Source organism: Oerskovia sp. 140933 (assembly GCF_059651515.1).
Genome location: NZ_JAMXIO010000021.1, coordinates 1 through 15,499, shown reverse-complemented (window position 1 = coordinate 15,499; position 15,499 = coordinate 1). Strand labels below are relative to the sequence as shown.

Annotated in this window: 15 protein-coding genes; 5 read left to right on the top strand and 10 right to left on the bottom strand. The window is 73.2% G+C overall.

Annotation, left to right across the window (positions count from 1 at the left end; translation table 11 throughout):
* Positions 1-6: 6 nt before the first annotated feature.
* A complete protein-coding gene (locus NHG27_RS12090; protein ID WP_497016452.1) occupies positions 7-210 on the bottom strand; it encodes a hypothetical protein in 204 nt (67 codons plus the stop codon).
* A gap of 128 nt (positions 211-338) precedes the next feature.
* Here NHG27_RS12090 and NHG27_RS12085 point away from each other — a divergent pair, with 128 nt between their 5' ends.
* Positions 339-1,175, top strand: a complete 837-nt coding sequence (locus NHG27_RS12085) for a TspO-related membrane protein (protein ID WP_497016451.1) — start codon at positions 339-341, stop codon at positions 1,173-1,175.
* 125 nt (positions 1,176-1,300) lie between these two features.
* Here the strand turns inward: NHG27_RS12085 and NHG27_RS12080 are convergent, their stop codons facing one another.
* From NHG27_RS12080 to NHG27_RS12065, 4 genes are all read right to left on the bottom strand, one after another.
* Positions 1,301-2,614 carry a Glu/Leu/Phe/Val family dehydrogenase gene (locus NHG27_RS12080; protein ID WP_497016450.1) on the bottom strand — a complete coding sequence of 438 codons (1,314 nt, stop codon included), beginning with the start codon at positions 2,612-2,614 and terminating at the stop codon, positions 1,301-1,303.
* Between the two features lie 114 nt (positions 2,615-2,728).
* Complete coding sequence (locus tag NHG27_RS12075) at positions 2,729-3,499, bottom strand: aldo/keto reductase (RefSeq protein WP_497016449.1); 771 nt, start codon at positions 3,497-3,499, stop codon at positions 2,729-2,731.
* A complete protein-coding gene (locus NHG27_RS12070) occupies positions 3,496-4,140 on the bottom strand; it encodes a hypothetical protein (RefSeq protein ID WP_193718889.1) in 645 nt (214 codons plus the stop codon). Before NHG27_RS12070 ends, NHG27_RS12075 begins: the two co-directional genes overlap by 4 nt.
* A gap of 77 nt (positions 4,141-4,217) precedes the next feature.
* On the bottom strand, positions 4,218-4,985 hold the full coding sequence (locus NHG27_RS12065; protein ID WP_193718888.1) for an AraC family transcriptional regulator: 768 nt from the start codon (positions 4,983-4,985) through the stop codon (positions 4,218-4,220).
* Positions 4,986-5,038: 53 nt separating this feature from the next.
* Between NHG27_RS12065 and NHG27_RS12060 the strand changes: the two genes are divergently transcribed.
* Positions 5,039-8,566: a proline dehydrogenase family protein gene (locus NHG27_RS12060; protein WP_497016448.1), complete on the top strand. Its 3,528-nt coding sequence runs from the start codon at positions 5,039-5,041 to the stop codon at positions 8,564-8,566.
* A 76-nt stretch (positions 8,567-8,642) separates the two neighbouring features.
* Here NHG27_RS12060 and NHG27_RS12055 read toward each other — a convergent pair whose 3' ends face one another.
* Positions 8,643-9,425 carry an anaerobic ribonucleoside-triphosphate reductase activating protein gene (locus NHG27_RS12055; RefSeq protein ID WP_497016447.1) on the bottom strand — a complete coding sequence of 261 codons (783 nt, stop codon included), beginning with the start codon at positions 9,423-9,425 and terminating at the stop codon, positions 8,643-8,645.
* Positions 9,426-9,640: 215 nt separating this feature from the next.
* On the opposite strand from NHG27_RS12055, the gene NHG27_RS12050 reads away from it, so the two are divergent.
* Genes NHG27_RS12050 through NHG27_RS12040 form a run of 3 tightly spaced genes read left to right on the top strand, consistent with a single transcriptional unit; the run spans position 9,641 to position 10,674 of the window.
* Complete coding sequence (locus tag NHG27_RS12050; protein WP_497016446.1) at positions 9,641-10,069, top strand: hypothetical protein; 429 nt, start codon at positions 9,641-9,643, stop codon at positions 10,067-10,069.
* The gene (locus NHG27_RS12045) at positions 10,069-10,287 is read left to right on the top strand and encodes a helix-turn-helix transcriptional regulator (RefSeq protein ID WP_497016445.1); all 219 of its coding nucleotides are present in this window, start codon (positions 10,069-10,071) and stop codon (positions 10,285-10,287) included. Before NHG27_RS12050 ends, NHG27_RS12045 begins: the two co-directional genes overlap by 1 nt.
* Positions 10,288-10,299: 12 nt before the next feature.
* Positions 10,300-10,674 carry an SdpI family protein gene (locus NHG27_RS12040; protein ID WP_497016444.1) on the top strand — a complete coding sequence of 125 codons (375 nt, stop codon included), beginning with the start codon at positions 10,300-10,302 and terminating at the stop codon, positions 10,672-10,674.
* A 148-nt stretch (positions 10,675-10,822) separates the two neighbouring features.
* On the opposite strand, the gene NHG27_RS12035 is transcribed toward NHG27_RS12040, so the two are convergent.
* From NHG27_RS12035 to NHG27_RS12020, 4 genes are read right to left on the bottom strand one after another with little or no spacing between them, the layout of a single operon-like run.
* Positions 10,823-11,839 (bottom strand): LacI family DNA-binding transcriptional regulator, encoded by a 1,017-nt coding sequence (locus tag NHG27_RS12035; protein ID WP_497016443.1) that lies wholly within the window; start codon positions 11,837-11,839, stop codon positions 10,823-10,825.
* Between the two features lie 56 nt (positions 11,840-11,895).
* Entirely contained in the window at positions 11,896-13,347 is a 1,452-nt protein-coding gene (locus tag NHG27_RS12030) for a GH1 family beta-glucosidase (RefSeq protein ID WP_497016442.1), read from the bottom strand.
* Positions 13,344-14,273, bottom strand: coding sequence for a carbohydrate ABC transporter permease (locus NHG27_RS12025; RefSeq protein ID WP_193718880.1), 930 nt, complete (start codon positions 14,271-14,273; stop codon positions 13,344-13,346). The genes NHG27_RS12030 and NHG27_RS12025 overlap by 4 nt, the downstream gene beginning before the upstream one ends.
* Positions 14,270-15,397 (bottom strand): carbohydrate ABC transporter permease, encoded by a 1,128-nt coding sequence (locus tag NHG27_RS12020; RefSeq protein ID WP_193718879.1) that lies wholly within the window; start codon positions 15,395-15,397, stop codon positions 14,270-14,272. The genes NHG27_RS12025 and NHG27_RS12020 overlap by 4 nt, the downstream gene beginning before the upstream one ends.
* Between the last annotated feature and the right edge of the window lie 102 nt (positions 15,398-15,499).

Here is a 15,499-nt window from a genome sequence, read left to right as displayed (position 1 = left end):
CCGCACCTAGCGTTCGAGCGAGTCCCGGGCGTCGAGGGTGCGGCCGAAGGCCCCGAACAGGTCGACGGACATCGGCACGTGGCCGTGCTCCCAGGCGGGCGTGACGTACTGCTGCTCGGCGAAGGTCCGGTCCGTGGACGACGCCCCGGTCGTCTCCGGGGCGAGGAGACGGACGAGTGCGCCGAGCCCCGCTCGCAGCATGCTGTTCATGTGGTTCTCCGACGGCGGGCCGCGGCGCGGCGATGTGCTGGCGCCGGAGCGTAACCGTTCAGGGGCTTGTCGCACCAGCGGAGCGACCCCAGGATGCTCAGCATGCTGAGTATTGGCATGCTGGGAGCATGAGCACCGTCCGAGGAACCATGTCAGCCCAGCCCGTCGAGGCCCCCACGACCGCCGACCGGGTCCGTCAGGTCACCGTCCTCGTCGGGGCGGCGGTCGCGATCGTCGGCGCCGCGTACGGCTCCGGGGCGTTCGGCGGCCAGGCGATCCAGGACGCCGCCGGGGGAGCCCTCGCGGCCGACGCGACCGTGGTCGCCCCCGACGGTCCCGCGTTCTCGATCTGGTCCTTGATCTACCTGGGGCTCGCGGTGTTCGCGGTCTACCAGGTGCTCCCGCGCCAGGCCACGGACCCCCGGCTCCGGGCGGTGTCCTGGTGGGTCCTGGCCTCGATGCTGCTCAACGCCGCGTGGATCGGCGTCGTCCAGACCGGGGTCCTGCCGCTCAGCGTCCTGGTGATCGGCGTCCTCGTCGCGGTCCTCGCCGTGATCCTCGTCCGCCTCGTCCGGACCCCTCCCATGACCGCTCTGCAGGCCGTCGTCCTCGACGGCACGGTCGGGCTCTACCTGGGCTGGGCCAGCGTCGCGACGCTCGCGAACGTCGCCGCGACGCTCTCCGACGCCGGCGTGGGGGAGCTGGCCCTGGGGGTGACCGCCTGGGGCGTCGTCGTCGTCGCAGCCGGAGCCGTGCTGGCGATCGCCTACGCGGTCTTCGCGGCACGCCGCCCCGTGGTCGCGATCGGCATCGGGCTGGCCATGGCCTGGGGGCTCGGCTGGATCGCCGCCGGCCGGGCCGCCGGTCCGCTCGTCGACGGCACGGTCGCGGTCGCCGCCGGCGTCGCGGCGGCCGTCGCGCTCCTCGCCCCCGTCGTGACCACGCTGCGCGCACGACGCGGCTGACGCTGCGCCGTCGGGCGCCGTCGGGCGCCGGCGGGCGAGCGGGCGCCGACCGCGCAGGCCCGCACGACGCAGGGGCGGTCCTCGCCGCGCGAGGACCGCCCCCGTCGGGCGCCGGGCGATGACCGCTACGGGTAGAGCCCGCGGATCTGGTGCGCCTCCGCGGTGCGCTGGATCCCGATGACGAGCGCCGCGTCGCGCAGGCTCATCTCCCCGCGGCGGGCGAGCGACGAGACCCCCTGGTACGCGACGTGCATGCGGTGCTCGAGCTTCTCCCCGATCTCCTGCTCGGTCCACCAGTACGCCTGGTTCGCCTGCACCCACTCGAAGTAGGAGACGACGACGCCGCCCGCGTTCGCGAGGATGTCCGGCACCACGGTGACCCCGTTCTTCGCGAGGATGCGGTCGCCGGCGGCGGTCGTCGGACCGTTCGCGCCCTCGACGACCCAGCGGGCCTTGACGGTGTGCGCGGTCTCGTCGTCGAGCACCCCCTCGACGGCGGCAGGGATGAGCACGTCGACCGGCAGCGCGAGCAGCGCGTGGTTGTCGATCGGCTCCGAGTCCTCGAAACCGACCACGGTCCCGGTCTCGGCGACGTGCCGGAACAGCGCGGCGACGTCGAGCCCGTCCTCGTCGTGGACGCCGCCGTACTGGTCGCTCACCGCGACGACGCGGGCGCCCTGGCCCGCGAGGATCGCTGCCGCGTGCGAACCCACCTTGCCGAATCCCTGGACAGCGACCGACGCGTCCGAGACCTCGAGGCCCGCCTCCGCGAGCGCGGCCTTGGTCGTGTGGACCACGCCCTGGGACGTGGCCGTGGTGCGCCCGAGCGAGCCGCCCACCGGGATGGGCTTGCCCGTCACGACGCCCGGGATCGTGTACCCCTGGTTGACCGAGTAGGTGTCCATGACCCACGCCATGGTCTGCTCGCTGGTACCCATGTCCGGGGCCATGATGTCCCGCTCGGGGCCGATCACGGGCATGATCTCGCTCGTGTACCGGCGGGTCACGCGCTCGAGCTCGGCCTGCGAGTACTGGCGCGGGTCGATCGAGACCCCGCCCTTGGCCCCGCCGTACGGCAGGTCCACGACCGCACACTTCCAGGTCATCCACATCGCGAGCGCACGCACCTCCTCGATGTCGACGCTCGGGTGGTAGCGCAGGCCGCCCTTGCCGGGGCCGCGCGAGACGTTGTGCTGGACGCGGTATCCGCTGAACAGCACGATCTCCCCGCTGTCACGTCGTAGCGGCACCGAGACGTGGACCTCGCGGCGCGGGGTCGCGAGCATCTCGTGCAGGCCCGGGTCGTACCCGAGGATCTCGACCGCGCTCGCGAGCTGGCTGTGGGCCGTCGCGAGGGCCGAGGCCTTCTCGTGGGACGGTTCAGGGGCGGATGCTGCCTGGGGGGTACCGCTGGTGGGCGGCGTTGACGTCGTCGTCACTCTTCCTCCGGGTGATGAGGTATCCCGGCCTCCGAGGTGAGAGGCCGCGTCCGACCAACGTACCGCCAGGTCGGTCGCGGTTTCACGTCCGCGCCCGCGTCGGACGTGCCCGGTTCACCCCAGGGCGTCGATGCTCGCGAGCTCGTCGGGGCTCAGCGAGAAGCCGGAGACGTCGAAGTTCTCCTCGATCCTGGCCGGGGTCACGGACTTGGGGATCGCGACGAACCCGTGGTCCAGGTGCCAGCGCACGACGACCTGCGCGGTGCTCACGCCGTGCGCCCGGGCGACCGCCTGCAGGGCGGGGGAGTCGAGGTTCGTCCGCTTGAACGGGCTGTACCCCTCGATGACCACGCCGCGCCTGGCGTGCTGCTCGACGAGGTGCGCGTCGTAGTCGTCGGGCCCCCAGGGGATCTGGTTGACCGCGGGGGTCTCGCCCGTCTGCTCGGACAGGATGTCGAGCTGGTCCACCGAGTAGTTGGACACCCCGACCGATCGCACGAGGCCGACGTTCCGCGCCGCGAGCAGCTCGGCCCACACCCAGGGCGAGGCGTCACCGGACGGCGGCCAGTGGATGAGCCACAGGTCCAGGTAGTCCGTGCCGAGCAGGCGCAGCGACTGGGCGAGGGTCTCGTGCTCGCGCCCGACGTCGGCGGGACGCAGCTTGGTCGTGAGGAACACGTCCTCGCGCGGGACACCCGACGCGGCGAGGGCACGGCCGACCTGCTCCTCGTTGCCGTACATGGTCGCGGTGTCGATGTGCCGGTACCCGGTGTCGAGCGCGTGGCGGACCGCGCGGTAGCAGTCGTCGCCCTCGGACTGCCAGGTGCCGAGGCCGAGCAGGGGGATGTCGCCGCCGGGCAGGGCAGCGGTGGGGATCGAGGTCATGGTTCCCAGTCTTGGCACGGCCCGGGCGGGGACGCGAGCGGGGGAAGGGCGACGGGCGGACAGGTCGCGAGGTGCTGGTCGGTCTCGGCGCCGGACGCGGTCGTCGTCGCACCGGGGCGCAGGTGGCCGTACGACGCTTCCCGTGCAGCGGCACCGCTCGCCCGGACGGCGGCGTCCTGCGCGGTGCCCGATGCGTACAGCGCGGCAACGAGCACGATCGTGAGTCCGCCGACCAGCTTCGACCACCCCGGGAGCGCGAAGGTCGAGATGCCCGCCACGACGGCGCCGATCACGACCGGCACCGGGATGCCGTGGAGCGGGGCGAGGGGGAACTCGCCCTGCGCCACGAGCTCCGCCCCGATCCCCACGGGCACGAGCAGGGTGAGCACGATGCCCAGCCCGATCCGGCGCCGACCCGTGGCTGCCCGCAGGAGAGCGACGTTGGCGAATCCCATCCCGACGAGCAGCAGAAGCCCGAACGGAAGCATGACGACCGGGGCGAACATGGCCCCGACGAGGATGCCCGGGCCCGGTGTGGCGCCGAACGCGGCAAGGGCTCCGCAGCCCAGCGGCACAGCGACGGGAGCGAGACGGTCCTGCCCGGTGCGGCCGTCCTCGGAGGCGGGCCGTGGCGCTGTCATCCGCCGATGCTAGCGCTTGCGCGCGGGGACCAGGGCCGTCCCGGTGGACCGACCGCGAGACGCGGGTCCGACAGCACCTACCGCCGCGCCCGCCGCCGGAACGACGACGGCGTCTCGCCCGTCAGGCGCGCGAAGGTGCGGGTGAACGCGGGCTGGTCGTAGAAGCCCGTGGCGACCGCGACCTCCGCGATGGGGAGGTCCGTCCCGGCGAGCAGCTCGGCCGCGCGGTCGACCCGGGCGCGGAGCACGAGCTGTCGCGGGCTGAGCGAGAAAACGCGCCGCACGCGGCGGTCCAGCACGGCGGGCGTGCACCCCGCCAGCGCCGCGAGGTCGGCGACCGTGAGCGCCTGCCCCAGGCGCTCCTCGATCCCTGCGACGAGACGCGCCATCGAGTCCATCGAGGCGTCGTCGGCGTCGTCCTCGCGCAGGTCCTGCGAGACCGAGACCAGCCCGACGAGGTGACCGGCGCCGTCGTGCACCGGGAGCTTGGACGTCAGGAACCAGCCGGGCGTGCCGCCCAGGCGGCGGATGAGCTCGAGCTCGTTGCGCAGCGGGCGCCCCGAGCGCAGGACCTCGGCGTCCTGCTGGTCGTAGCGCTCGGCGAGCTGCGGCACGAACAGGTCCGTGGCACGCCTGCCCACCACGGCGCGCCGGGAGCGCTCGTTGGTGCGCGCCACGAAGACCCGGTTGACCAGCACGTACCGGCCCGTGACGTCCTTGGCGCAGAACATGGTCGACGAGAGCTCGTCCATGAGGTCGACCATCGCCGGGCTCAGGGCGGCGAGCAGCGCCTCGCCCTCGGGCCAGGTGCGTGGTGGGGTGGACTTGTCCGGAAGCGATGCCATGACAGCCCGGATCGTACAAGACGAAGCGTCAGCAACCGAGGCACGCTAGGACGATGAGCAACGAAGCATCGCCTGCCCCCGCGGCAGCACGCGCGGAGGACCGGTCACGAGCCGGCGCCCCCGCGTCCCCCGACCGCGTCGGCGTCCCGACGACGACCCCGATCGACCACCTGACCGACGACGCCGCGCGCCTGGCCCGCAGCTGGATCGCCGCGGCGAGCGCGGCCTCCGAGGGCGCGCGCGAGCGCAGGACCGCCGAGCGCCTCGGCGCCCTGGTGTCCGACCCCGCGGGTCTCGAGCTCGCGGTGCGCTTCGTCGACAACGTCGCGCGCCCCCAGGACGTCCAGGTCGCCGCGCACGAGCTGGGCCTGCTGGGCGGGCTCGCGGGCGGCGCCAAGGGGTTCCTCGGCCCGGTCGACACCGCGCTCCTGCGGCTCGGCGCGCGCATGGCGCCCGTGCTGCCCCAGGTCGTCGTGCCCGCCGCGCGGATCCGCCTGCGCCAGCTCGTGGGCCACCTCGTGGCCGACGCCGGCCCGGGGCTCGGCAAGCACCTCGCGCGCACGCGCGCCGAGGGTTACGCGCTCAACGTCAACCTCCTCGGGGAGGCCGTGCTCGGCGAGGACGAGGCCCAGGCCCGGCTCGCGCGGACCATCGCGCTCGTCGAGCGCCCCGACGTCGACTACGTGTCCGTCAAGGTGTCCTCGGTCGCGTCGCAGCTCGTCACGTGGGACCTCGAGGGCTCGCGCGACCGCGTCGTCGAGCGCCTCCTGCCGCTGTACCGGGCGGCGCGCGACCACGGGGTGTTCCTCAACCTCGACATGGAGGAGTACCGCGACCTGGCCCTGACGACCGAGGTCTTCCAGGCGGTCCTCGGACGCGAGGAGTTCCTCGGCCTGGAGGCCGGGATCGTGCTCCAGGCGTACCTGCCCGACGCGCTCGGCGCGCTCGACGGCCTCACCGCGTTCGCGACCGAGCGCGTCGCGGCGGGCGGAGCCCCCGTCAAGGTGCGCCTCGTCAAGGGCGCGAACCTCGCGATGGAGAAGGTCGAGGCCGAGCTCCACGGCTGGGAGCAGGCGCCCTACCCGACCAAGCCCGACGTCGACGCCAACTACGTGCGCCTCGTCGACCACGCGCTGCGCGCCCCGCGCACCGACGCCGTGCGGATCGGCGTCGCGAGCCACAACCTGTTCCACGTCGCGCTCGCGATCCTCGTCGCGCGGGCGCGCGGCGTCAGCCACGCGCTCGACGTCGAGATGCTCCAGGGCATGGCGCCGGGCGAGGCCCGGGCCGTGCGGGACGAGGTCGCCCGGGACGGCGGCCGCGTCGTCCTCTACACCCCGGTCGTCGCCCGCGAGGACTTCGACGTCGCGATCTCTTACCTCGTGCGCCGCCTCGAGGAGAACGCGGCCGAGCAGAACTTCCTGCACGCCATGTTCGCGCCCACGGACCACTCCTCGGACACCGCGATGGACCGCCAGGAGGCCGCGTACCGCGCCTCGGTCGAGCTCGGCACCCGGTACGCCGCCGCGGACGTGACGCCGCGTCGCCAGGCGCGCGACGCCGTCGGGCCCGCCTCGCCCGGGGAGCGCTTCACCAACGCCGCCGACACCGACCCGGCCGTCGCGGCGAACCGCGCCTGGGCCGCGCGGATCGTCGGACCGGACTCCGGGTTCGTGCCGGCGCAGTCGCCCGTGGTGACCAGCACGGACGAGGTGGACGACGTCGTCGCGCGCGCCGCCGGGGCCGCCGCGTCGTGGGCGCAGGTCGTCCCGGCCGACCGCGCCCGCGCGCTGCGCGCCGTGGCCGCGCGGCTCGAGGAGGCCCGCACCGCCCTCGTGACCGCCATGGTGCACGAGCCCGGCAAGACCGTCGCCGAGGCCGACCCCGAGGTCAGCGAGGCCGTCGACTTCGCGAGCTACTACGCGCGCTCGGCCGAGGCGCTCGACCAGGTACCCGGTGCGACGTTCACGCCCGACGGCGTGACCCTCGTGACCCCGCCGTGGAACTTCCCCGTCGCGATCCCCGTGGGCGGGATCGTCGCGGCGCTCGCGGCCGGCTCGGCCGTGATCGCGAAGCCGGCCCCGGCCACGCCGCGCTGCCTCGAGGTCGCGGTCGACGCGATCCACGCGGGACTCGCGGACGCCGTGGCGGGAGCCCCCGCCGGGAGCACCCTGACCGCCGAGGCCGTGCGCGACGTCGTGCAGCTCGCGCGCGTGCCCGACGGCGACCTGGGGCGCCATCTCGTGACGCACGAGGGCGTGGCCCGCGTGATCCTCACGGGGGCGATCGAGACGGCGCAGATGTTCGCGTCGTGGCGCCCCGACCTGGACGTGCTCGCGGAGACCTCGGGCAAGAACGCGATCGTCGTGACGCCCTCGGCGGACCTCGACCTCGCGGCGGCCGACGTCGTGCGCTCGGCGTTCGGGCACGCGGGCCAGAAGTGCTCGGCGGCCTCGCTCGTGATCCTCGTGGGCTCGGTCGGCGACCAGCGCACCGAGACCGGTCGCCGGTTCGCGGTGCAGCTCGTCGACGCGGTCCGCTCGCTCGCGGTCGGCCCGGCCACGGACGTCTCGACGACCATGGGCCCGCTCACCGAGGCGCCCGGCGACAAGCTGCTGCGCGCGCTGACGACGCTCGAACCCGGCGAGCAGTGGCTCGTCGCGCCGCGCCGCCTCGACGCCGCCGGCCGCCTCTGGACCCCGGGCCTGCGCTCGGGCGTCGCGCCGGGCTCGTTCTTCCACCTCACCGAGGCGTTCGGCCCGGTGCTCGGCATCATGACCGCCGCGACGCTCGACGAGGCGATCGAGCTGCAGAACGCGGTCTCGTTCGGCCTCACGGGCGGCATCCACAGCCTCGACGACACCGAGGTCCACACGTGGCTCGACCGCGTCCAGGTCGGCAACGCCTACGTCAACCGGGTCATCACGGGGGCCATCGTGCAGCGCCAGTCGTTCGGCGGCTGGAAGCGCTCGGCCGTGGGCCCGGGCGCCAAGGCGGGCGGCCCCAACTACGTGGCCGAGCTGGGCACGTGGAGCGACGCCGTCGCCGGGGGCTCGGGCTCGGCGGGCGAGGTGCCCGACGGCGGCCCCGTCCCCGCGCGCGACGTCTCGCCCGAGGCGTGGCTCGCCTGGGCGCGGGCCGACGACGCCCGCTGGTGGGCGCACGAGTTCGCGGTCGAGCACGACCCCTCGGGCCTGCACGTCGAGTCGAACGTGTTCCGGTACCGGCCGGTCGACGTCCTGACGGTCCGTGTCGGCACGGGGGCTGCGCCGGTCGAGGTCGAGCGCGTGCTGTCCGCGGCCCGCACGGCCGGGGTGCCGGTCGTGGTGAGCCGCACTGACGGTTCGTCGCCGGTGAGCGACGCCGGCTTCGCGGAGGCCGTCGCGCGAGGCGAGGTCACGGGCCGCGTGCGTGTGGTGGGCTCGGCGCCCGGGCTGCGTGAAGCGGCCGGGGGCCGGGTCGGCGACGTGACCGTGCTCGACCACCCGGTGCTCGCGAGCGGTCGGCGCGAGCTCCTCACGGTCCTGCGCGAGCAGGCGATCAGCCGGACGATGCACCGGTTCGGTCACGTCACACGCTGACCCCTGGGGTGTACCGAACCCGAGGTTCGTCCGGCGACCGCCGCTGGTCGCCGGACGAACCTCGGGTTCGGCACGATCAGGTGCGGCGTTCGAGCTGCGGCAGGTCGTCGTCGTGGAGCACGTCGGACAGCCGACGGCCGTCGAGCTCGGCCGCGTACGCGAGGTCGGCGCCATGGGGTCGCGCCTCCTGGAGCACGTGACCGCGGACGCCCAGCGCGGAGAGCCGGCCGCAGAGGTCGAGGACGTCCTGGCGCGAGTGGACCGTGGGGTCGACCGTGGTCCTGATCTCGTGCGCGACCCCCGAACGCTGCAGGGCGGCGAGCGACCGGTAGGCCGCCTCTCCCGACGGGCGGGCCCCGGTGATCCGCTCGTACCGGTCCGGGAGGTGCTTGATGTCGAGCCCGACCCAGTCGACGAGCGGCAGGACGTGCTCGAGGCGTACGGGCCACGCGCCCCCGGTGTGCAGCCCGACGCCGAGGCCCAGGTCGCGGACGTCGGCGATCGCTGCGGGGAGAGCGGGCTGGAGGGTGGGCTCGCCGCCCGAGAAGACGACCCCGTCGAGGAGCCCGTGCCGCCGCTCGAGGAACGCGACGACGTCGGGCCAGGGGATGGGGCTCCGGACCGCGCGCGGTGCGACCGAGACGAGGTCCGGGTTGTGGCAGTAGGTGCAGCGCCAGGGGCAGCCCTGGAGGAAGACGGTCGCGACGGCGCGACCGGGCCAGTCCACGGTCGAGAAGGACGTCATGCCCGCGACCGCGAGGGGCGCGAGGGCGCGGCTCGGGGACGTCCGGTGCTCTGCGGCCGGTGCTGCGACCGGTGGGCCGGAGGGACCTGGGGGAGAGCTCGCAAGGGCGGCCATGACAGGTCCTTCCGTCCGTGGATGGGCGTCGTGGAGCCCTCCGGGCGTGCTCGGGTCGGCGTCGACGCGACGTTCCTCGACGGTACGCGCGTGTGACCGGCGACTCACCGGGCGTGCTTGTGAGAATCTTCACAAGGGACCCCGAGCGGCGCACACTGGATGCCTCGGCGGTGCTCGCGCTTGTCCTCATGTCAAGCGTCCTTTACTCTCGGTGCATGCTGCATCGAGCACTCCGGACCGCCGCCCTGACCGCCGTCGTGATCGTGGTGCTGGGCGCCGCCCTCGGGGTCGCGGCCACCGGGTCGGACGGCGGGGCGCTGGCCCGCGGTGCTCGTGGGGCCCTCGTCGGCCTGCTCGTCGCGGCGGTCGCAGGGGTCCACCTCCTCGTCCGGACCCTGTTCGCGCGCGTCCCCGAGTCGTCAGGCCCCGAGCTGGCCGCGGGGTCGGTCGAGAGCGAGGTCTTCCTGCGCGCCGGCACCCAGGCGTTCCCCGACGCCGTGAGCGTCCTGCTGCTCGTCGCCCTCGTGGCCGCGCTCGCGGGAGGCGACCTCGCCCGCTGGCTCCCCGCCGCCGGGCTGGTCGTCGTGCTGCTCGACTTCGCGCTGCGCGCCCGTGCGCACTGGACGCAGCTCGTCGCGGCCTGATGGACAACCACGTGCGCGCGCGCCGCGCGGCCCTCGGGCTGACACAGGCCCAGCTCGCCGAGCGGCTCGGGGTCTCGCGCCAGACCGTCATCTCGATCGAGCGGGGTCGGTTCGACCCGAGCCTCCCGCTCGCGTTCCGCCTGTCCGCCCTCCTCGGTGCACCGATCGAGGAGCTGTTCGTCCCCCCGGACGACGACGTCGCCGTCCACCCCACCTAGGAAGAGGCCCCCGTGCTCGCAGTCTGGATACTCGTCGCCGTCGCGCTCCTGGTCGTGTGGCTCACCTGGCTCGGGGCCACCGACCGCATGACGCGCAACGGTCTGATCGGGATCAGGACGCCCGCGACGCAGCGCAGCGACGCGGGGTGGATCGCCGGGCACCGGGCGGCGCTCCGGGTCGTGGTCCCAGGAGGGGTCGTCGTCGCCGCGGTCGCGGTCGTGGTGTCGGTCCTGGAGCCCGACGGCGCCACGGACGCCGCGTTCTTCGCCGTCGCCGGCGCGTTGCTCGTCGAGGTGGTCGTCGCTGCCGTGGTCGCCGAGGTCGCGGCGCGTGGTGCGGGTGCGGACCTGGGGGACGAGCGCGTCGAGCAGTGGGACGTCGACTAGAGCGTGCGGTCAGGTCGCGGTGACCTTGGCCCGGACCGACGGATCGACGCGCGTCAGCCCCGCGAGGCGGGAAGCCGACCGCCCTCCTCGGTCGTGAGGAACCGGATCCGAGCGGGACGAGCACCGGCGGCCGCCCGCGCGCCCATGATCAGTCCGACGCCCCGCGGATGAGCTCGGGGGAGAAGACCCGCGGTGACCGGGAGACGGGGTGGCCCGCGATGAGGTCGAGCAGCATCCCGGTCGCGGCCTTGACCATCTCCACGACGGGGTTCTGCACCGTGGTCAGCGCGGGGCTCGTGGTCGCGGCGACGCCCAGGTTGTCGAACCCGACCACGGCCACGTCGCCGGGCACGGACTTCCCCCGGGCCCGCAGCACGCGCAGCGCGCCCTCGGCCATGAGGTCCGAGGCGGCGAAGACCGCGTCGATGTCCGGGTGGCGGTCGAGGAGCTCCTCCATGGCCGCCGCCCCGCCGGCCGCGGCGAAGTCCCCGGCGGCGACCGCGTCGTCGGGCAGGCCGGCCGCACGCAGAGCCTTGCGCCACCCCGTGAGGCGGTCCACGCCCGCCGTCATGTCCTGCGGGCCGGAGATCGTCGCGATGCGCCGGTAGCCGCCGTCGATCAGGCGCTGGGTCGCGATGCGTCCGCCCTCGACGTTGTCCACGTCCACGTAGACGAGGTCCTCCATCGCCGTGAACGGGCGACCGACGAACACCGCGGGCAGCGGCGAGGCGAGCACCGCGCCCTCGAGGTCGTCCTCGCGGTGGTGCGAGGTGATGATCGCGCCGTCGACGTGGCCGCTGCGCAGGTAGCGCACGATGCGCCCCGCGTGCTCGTCGGGACGTGCGATGAGCAGCACGAGCTGCAGGTCCGTGGGGGCGAGCGCGGCGCTGACGCCGCGGAGCGTGCCCGACAGGAAGGGGTCCGTGAGGATGCGCTCGTCGGGCTCGGGGACGACGAGCGCGATCGAGTCGGTGCGCCGGGTCACGAGGGACCGCGCCGCGCGGTTCGGGGTGTACCCGAGCTGGGCGACCGCGGCGTCGACGGCGGCCTGCGCCTCGGGGGAGACGCGCAGGCCGCCGTTGATGGCGCGCGACGCGGTCGAGCGGGACACGCCGGCCGTCTGTGCGACCTCGTCCAGGGTCGGCGCGGAACTCAGGGTGCTCATGGTCTCAGTATCCTGCCAGGCCTGGATGAGAGAACTGCCACGTTTCGGAGCGTGCCTCAGGGGCGCGCGGGGACGGCGTTCTGCGACGCGACCTGCGCGAACCAGCGACCGCTGGCCTTGACGGTGCGCTCCTGGGTCTCGTAGTCGACCCGGACCACCCCGAACCGCTTCGAGTAGCCCCAGGACCACTCGAAGTTGTCCAGGAGCGACCACGCGAAGTAGCCGCGCACGTCCGCACCGTGGTCGATCGAGTCCTTGACGGCCCGCAGGTGGGCGTCGAAGAACTCGATCCTGTCCTGGTCGTCGACCGACCCGTCGGCCTCCACGACGTCGTCGAACGCGCAGCCGTTCTCCGTGATGTAGAGCGGCACGCCCGCGGGCCCCGTGTAGTCCTTCTGGAGGCGGTCGAGCAGCCGGGTGAGCCCCTCGGGCTGGATCTCCCAGTTCTGGTCCGTGACCGGCAGGCCGCGCGGGTGGTTGAACACGCCGTCGGCTGCGGGGTACGGGCTCGACGTCGGGCGTTCGACGGGCGCCGAGCCGTCGAGCGAGGTCGACGCGGGCCGCGAGGACACGAGCTCGCCGTGGTAGTAGTTCACGCCCAGCGCGTCGATGGGCGACGAGATGATCTCGAGGTCCCCGTCCCGGACGTGGTCCGCGAAGCCGTGCTCGGCGACGTCGGCCAGGACGTCGGCCGGGTACTCACCCTTGATCACGGGGTCGAGGAAGATCCGGTTGAACTGTCCGTCGATGCGGCGGGCCGCGTCGACGTCCCCCGCGTCCTGGGGGTCGACCGGGTCCGCGACCGTGAAGTTGAGCGTGATCCCGAGGTTCGCCTCGGGTGCGCGCTCGCGCAGCGCCTGGATCGCGAGGCCGTGGCCCAGCAGCAGGTGGTGCGCCGCGGCGAGGCCGTCGGGGCGGCTCTGGCGGCCCGGTGCGTGGGCGCCGGCCGTGTACCCGAGGAACGCCGAGCACCACGGCTCGTTGAGGGTCGTCCAGACCCCGACGCGGTCCCCGAGCGCCTCGTGCATCGTCACGGCGTAGTCGGCGAACCGGTAGGCCGTGTCGCGGTTGGTCCATCCGCCCTGGTCCTCGATCGCCTGCGGCAGGTCCCAGTGGTACAGCGTGATCCACGGCAGGAGGTCCTTGGCGAGGAGCTCGTCGACCAGGCGCGAGTAGAAGTCCAGGCCCTTCTGGTTGACCGCGCCGCCACCGGGCTGGACGCGCGACCACGACGACGAGAAGCGGTAGGTGTCCAGGTTCAGGTCGGCCAGGAGCGCGACGTCCTCGCGGTAGCGGTGGTAGTGGTCGCACGCGACCTCGCCGTCGTCGCCGCCCAGGACCGCGCCCGGGACCCGGCAGAACGTGTCCCACACGGAGTCCTCGCGACCGTCGGTGTGCGCGGCCCCCTCGATCTGGAACGCGGCCGTGGCGGCGCCCCACAGGAACCCCTGGGGGAAGTCGACGCGGCCGGTCGTGCCCAGGTGGCGGGGGGTGATGATCTCGGTCATCCCTTGACAGCTCCTTGCATGATGCCGGCGACCAGCTGGCGGCCGGTGAAGATGAACAGCACGATGAGCGGCAGGGTCACGAGGAACACGCCGGCCATGACGAGCGAGTAGTCCACGAAGTAGTTCGCCTGCAGCGACCGCACCACGAGCGGCAGTGTCGGGTTCTCCTGGTTCAACACGATGGACGGCCAGAAGAAGTTCGTCCACTGCTGCACGAACGTGAACAGCCCGAGCATCGCGGCCGCGGGGCGTGCCGCGGGCAGGGCGATCGACCAGAAGGTCCGGAACATCGAGGCCCCGTCGACGCGCGCGGCCTCGATGAGCTCGAACGGCAGCGACTCCGACAGGTACTGCGTCATCCAGAACACGCCGAACGCGGTGACCAGCGAGGGCACGATCACGGCCTGCAGCTTCCCGATCCACCCGAGGTCGGACATGAGGATGAACATGGGGATCACGCCGAGCTGGGTCGGCACGGCCATGGTGGCGATGACGAAGACGAGCAGCGGGCCGCGGCCGCGGAACCGGAGCTTGGCGAACGAGTAGCCCGCGAGCGTGGAGAACAGGACCACGGACAACGAGGTGATGACCGCGATGATCACCGAGTTGGTGAACGCCTTCCAGAAGTTGATCGCCGACGAGCCGACGACCTCCGCGAACTGCGTGAACAGGCTCATGTCCGGCAGGAGCTGCGGCAGCGCGTCCTTGGAGATCGCCTCGGGGGTCGAGGAGCCCAGGATGATCGTGAAGTACAGCGGGAAGACCGAGACCAGCAGCACCAGGCCGAGGACCGTGTAGGTGACCCAGCCGGGTCGGCGCGTGTAGCCACCCGTGCCCTTGCGGACGGGGCGTCGGTTCGGGCGCCGTGCGGCGGCCCGGGCGGCGCCGGCGCCGGCGGTCTGGGCGACGACGGGGATCGAGCTCATCGCTTCTTCCGTTCGTTCGGTGCGCCGGTGGGGGCGCTGGGTCGGCGGGGTGGTGTGCCGGTGCGCTGGCGGGACGCGTTCTGGGCGCGGACGGCGGCCGCCGCGGCCTTGCGTCGGGCGCGCTGGACGGCGCGTGGTGCCTTCTTGCTGGGGCCCGACGTCGAGATGCTGCGCGTGATCGCGAAGTTCACGAGGCCGATGAGCAGGATGACGATGAACAGGATCCAGGCGATCGCGGCCGCGCGGCCGAAGTTCTTCTGGTTGCCCCACGCGACGTCGTACAGGTAGAGGACGGTCGTCATCCACTGCCGGTCGGCGCCGCCGAGGCCCTGGGCGTCGAACGCGCGGACCTCGTCGAAGATCTGCAGGCCGCCGATGGTCGAGGTGATGATGACGAAGATGATCGTGGCCCGGATCTGCGGGACGGTCACGGAGAAGAACTGGCGGAAGCGGCCCGCGCCGTCGATGATCGCGGCCTCGTAGAGCTCGCGCGGGACGGCCTGCATCGCGGCGAGGAAGATGAGCGCGTTGTAGCCGGTCCAGCGGAAGTTGACCATCGACGCGATGGCGACGTGGCTCGCGAACGCGTCGGCGTGCCAGCGGATCGGGTCGACGCCGATCACGCCGAGCAGGCCGTTGATGAGGCCGTACTGGTCCGCGAACAGGCGGCCGAAGATGAGGCTGACGGCGATGGGGGCCACGACGTAGGGCAGCAGGACGCCCATGCGCCAGAAGGTCGCGGCGCGCAGGTTCTGGTCGAGCAGGGCCGCGATGATGATCGCGCAGATCACCTGCGGGACGGAGGACAGCACGAAGATCGAGAACGTGTTGCGCAGCGACTTCCAGAAGGTGGGCTGCGCGAGGACGTCGACGAAGTTCTGGAACCCGACGAACTCTCCCTGCCCGCCCAGCAGGTTCCACTCGTGGACGGACACGAACGCGGTGTACGCCAGGGGGAAGAGGCCGGTGACGGCGAACAGGATGAAGAACGGGGAGATGTAGAGGTAGGGGGAGAGCTTGACGTCCCAGCGACCGAGGCGCTGGGAGAAACCGACGCGGCGCGCGGTGGGGCGCGGCGGTCCGTCGAGGCCCTGGTTGGGCTGGGTGGGAGTGAGGACGCTCATCCGACTTTCCTGTGCTGGGTCGGGTTGGGGACGTGGTGCCCGACGGCGGCTGGGGGGTGGGTGCGCGGGGTGACCACCCCAAGTGGTCACCCCCCGCCCCGG

Bases quoted from the DNA above. Each gene is read 5' to 3' on its own strand.
- NHG27_RS12090 (WP_497016452.1), bottom strand. From the start codon at position 210: ATGAACAGCATGCTGCGAGCGGGGCTCGGCGCACTCGTCCGTCTCCTC.
- NHG27_RS12085 (WP_497016451.1), top strand. From the start codon at position 339: ATGAGCACCGTCCGAGGAACCATGTCAGCCCAGCCCGTCGAGGCCCCC.
- NHG27_RS12075 (WP_497016449.1), bottom strand. From the start codon at position 3,499: ATGACCTCGATCCCCACCGCTGCCCTGCCCGGCGGCGACATCCCCCTG.
- NHG27_RS12070 (WP_193718889.1), bottom strand. From the start codon at position 4,140: ATGACAGCGCCACGGCCCGCCTCCGAGGACGGCCGCACCGGGCAGGAC.
- NHG27_RS12065 (WP_193718888.1), bottom strand. From the start codon at position 4,985: ATGGCATCGCTTCCGGACAAGTCCACCCCACCACGCACCTGGCCCGAG.
- NHG27_RS12060 (WP_497016448.1), top strand. From the start codon at position 5,039: ATGAGCAACGAAGCATCGCCTGCCCCCGCGGCAGCACGCGCGGAGGAC.
- NHG27_RS12055 (WP_497016447.1), bottom strand. From the start codon at position 9,425: ATGGCCGCCCTTGCGAGCTCTCCCCCAGGTCCCTCCGGCCCACCGGTC.
- NHG27_RS12050 (WP_497016446.1), top strand. From the start codon at position 9,641: ATGCTGCATCGAGCACTCCGGACCGCCGCCCTGACCGCCGTCGTGATC.
- NHG27_RS12045 (WP_497016445.1), top strand. From the start codon at position 10,069: ATGGACAACCACGTGCGCGCGCGCCGCGCGGCCCTCGGGCTGACACAG.
- NHG27_RS12035 (WP_497016443.1), bottom strand. From the start codon at position 11,839: ATGAGCACCCTGAGTTCCGCGCCGACCCTGGACGAGGTCGCACAGACG.
- NHG27_RS12030 (WP_497016442.1), bottom strand. From the start codon at position 13,347: ATGACCGAGATCATCACCCCCCGCCACCTGGGCACGACCGGCCGCGTC.
- NHG27_RS12025 (WP_193718880.1), bottom strand. From the start codon at position 14,273: ATGAGCTCGATCCCCGTCGTCGCCCAGACCGCCGGCGCCGGCGCCGCC.
- NHG27_RS12020 (WP_193718879.1), bottom strand. From the start codon at position 15,397: ATGAGCGTCCTCACTCCCACCCAGCCCAACCAGGGCCTCGACGGACCG.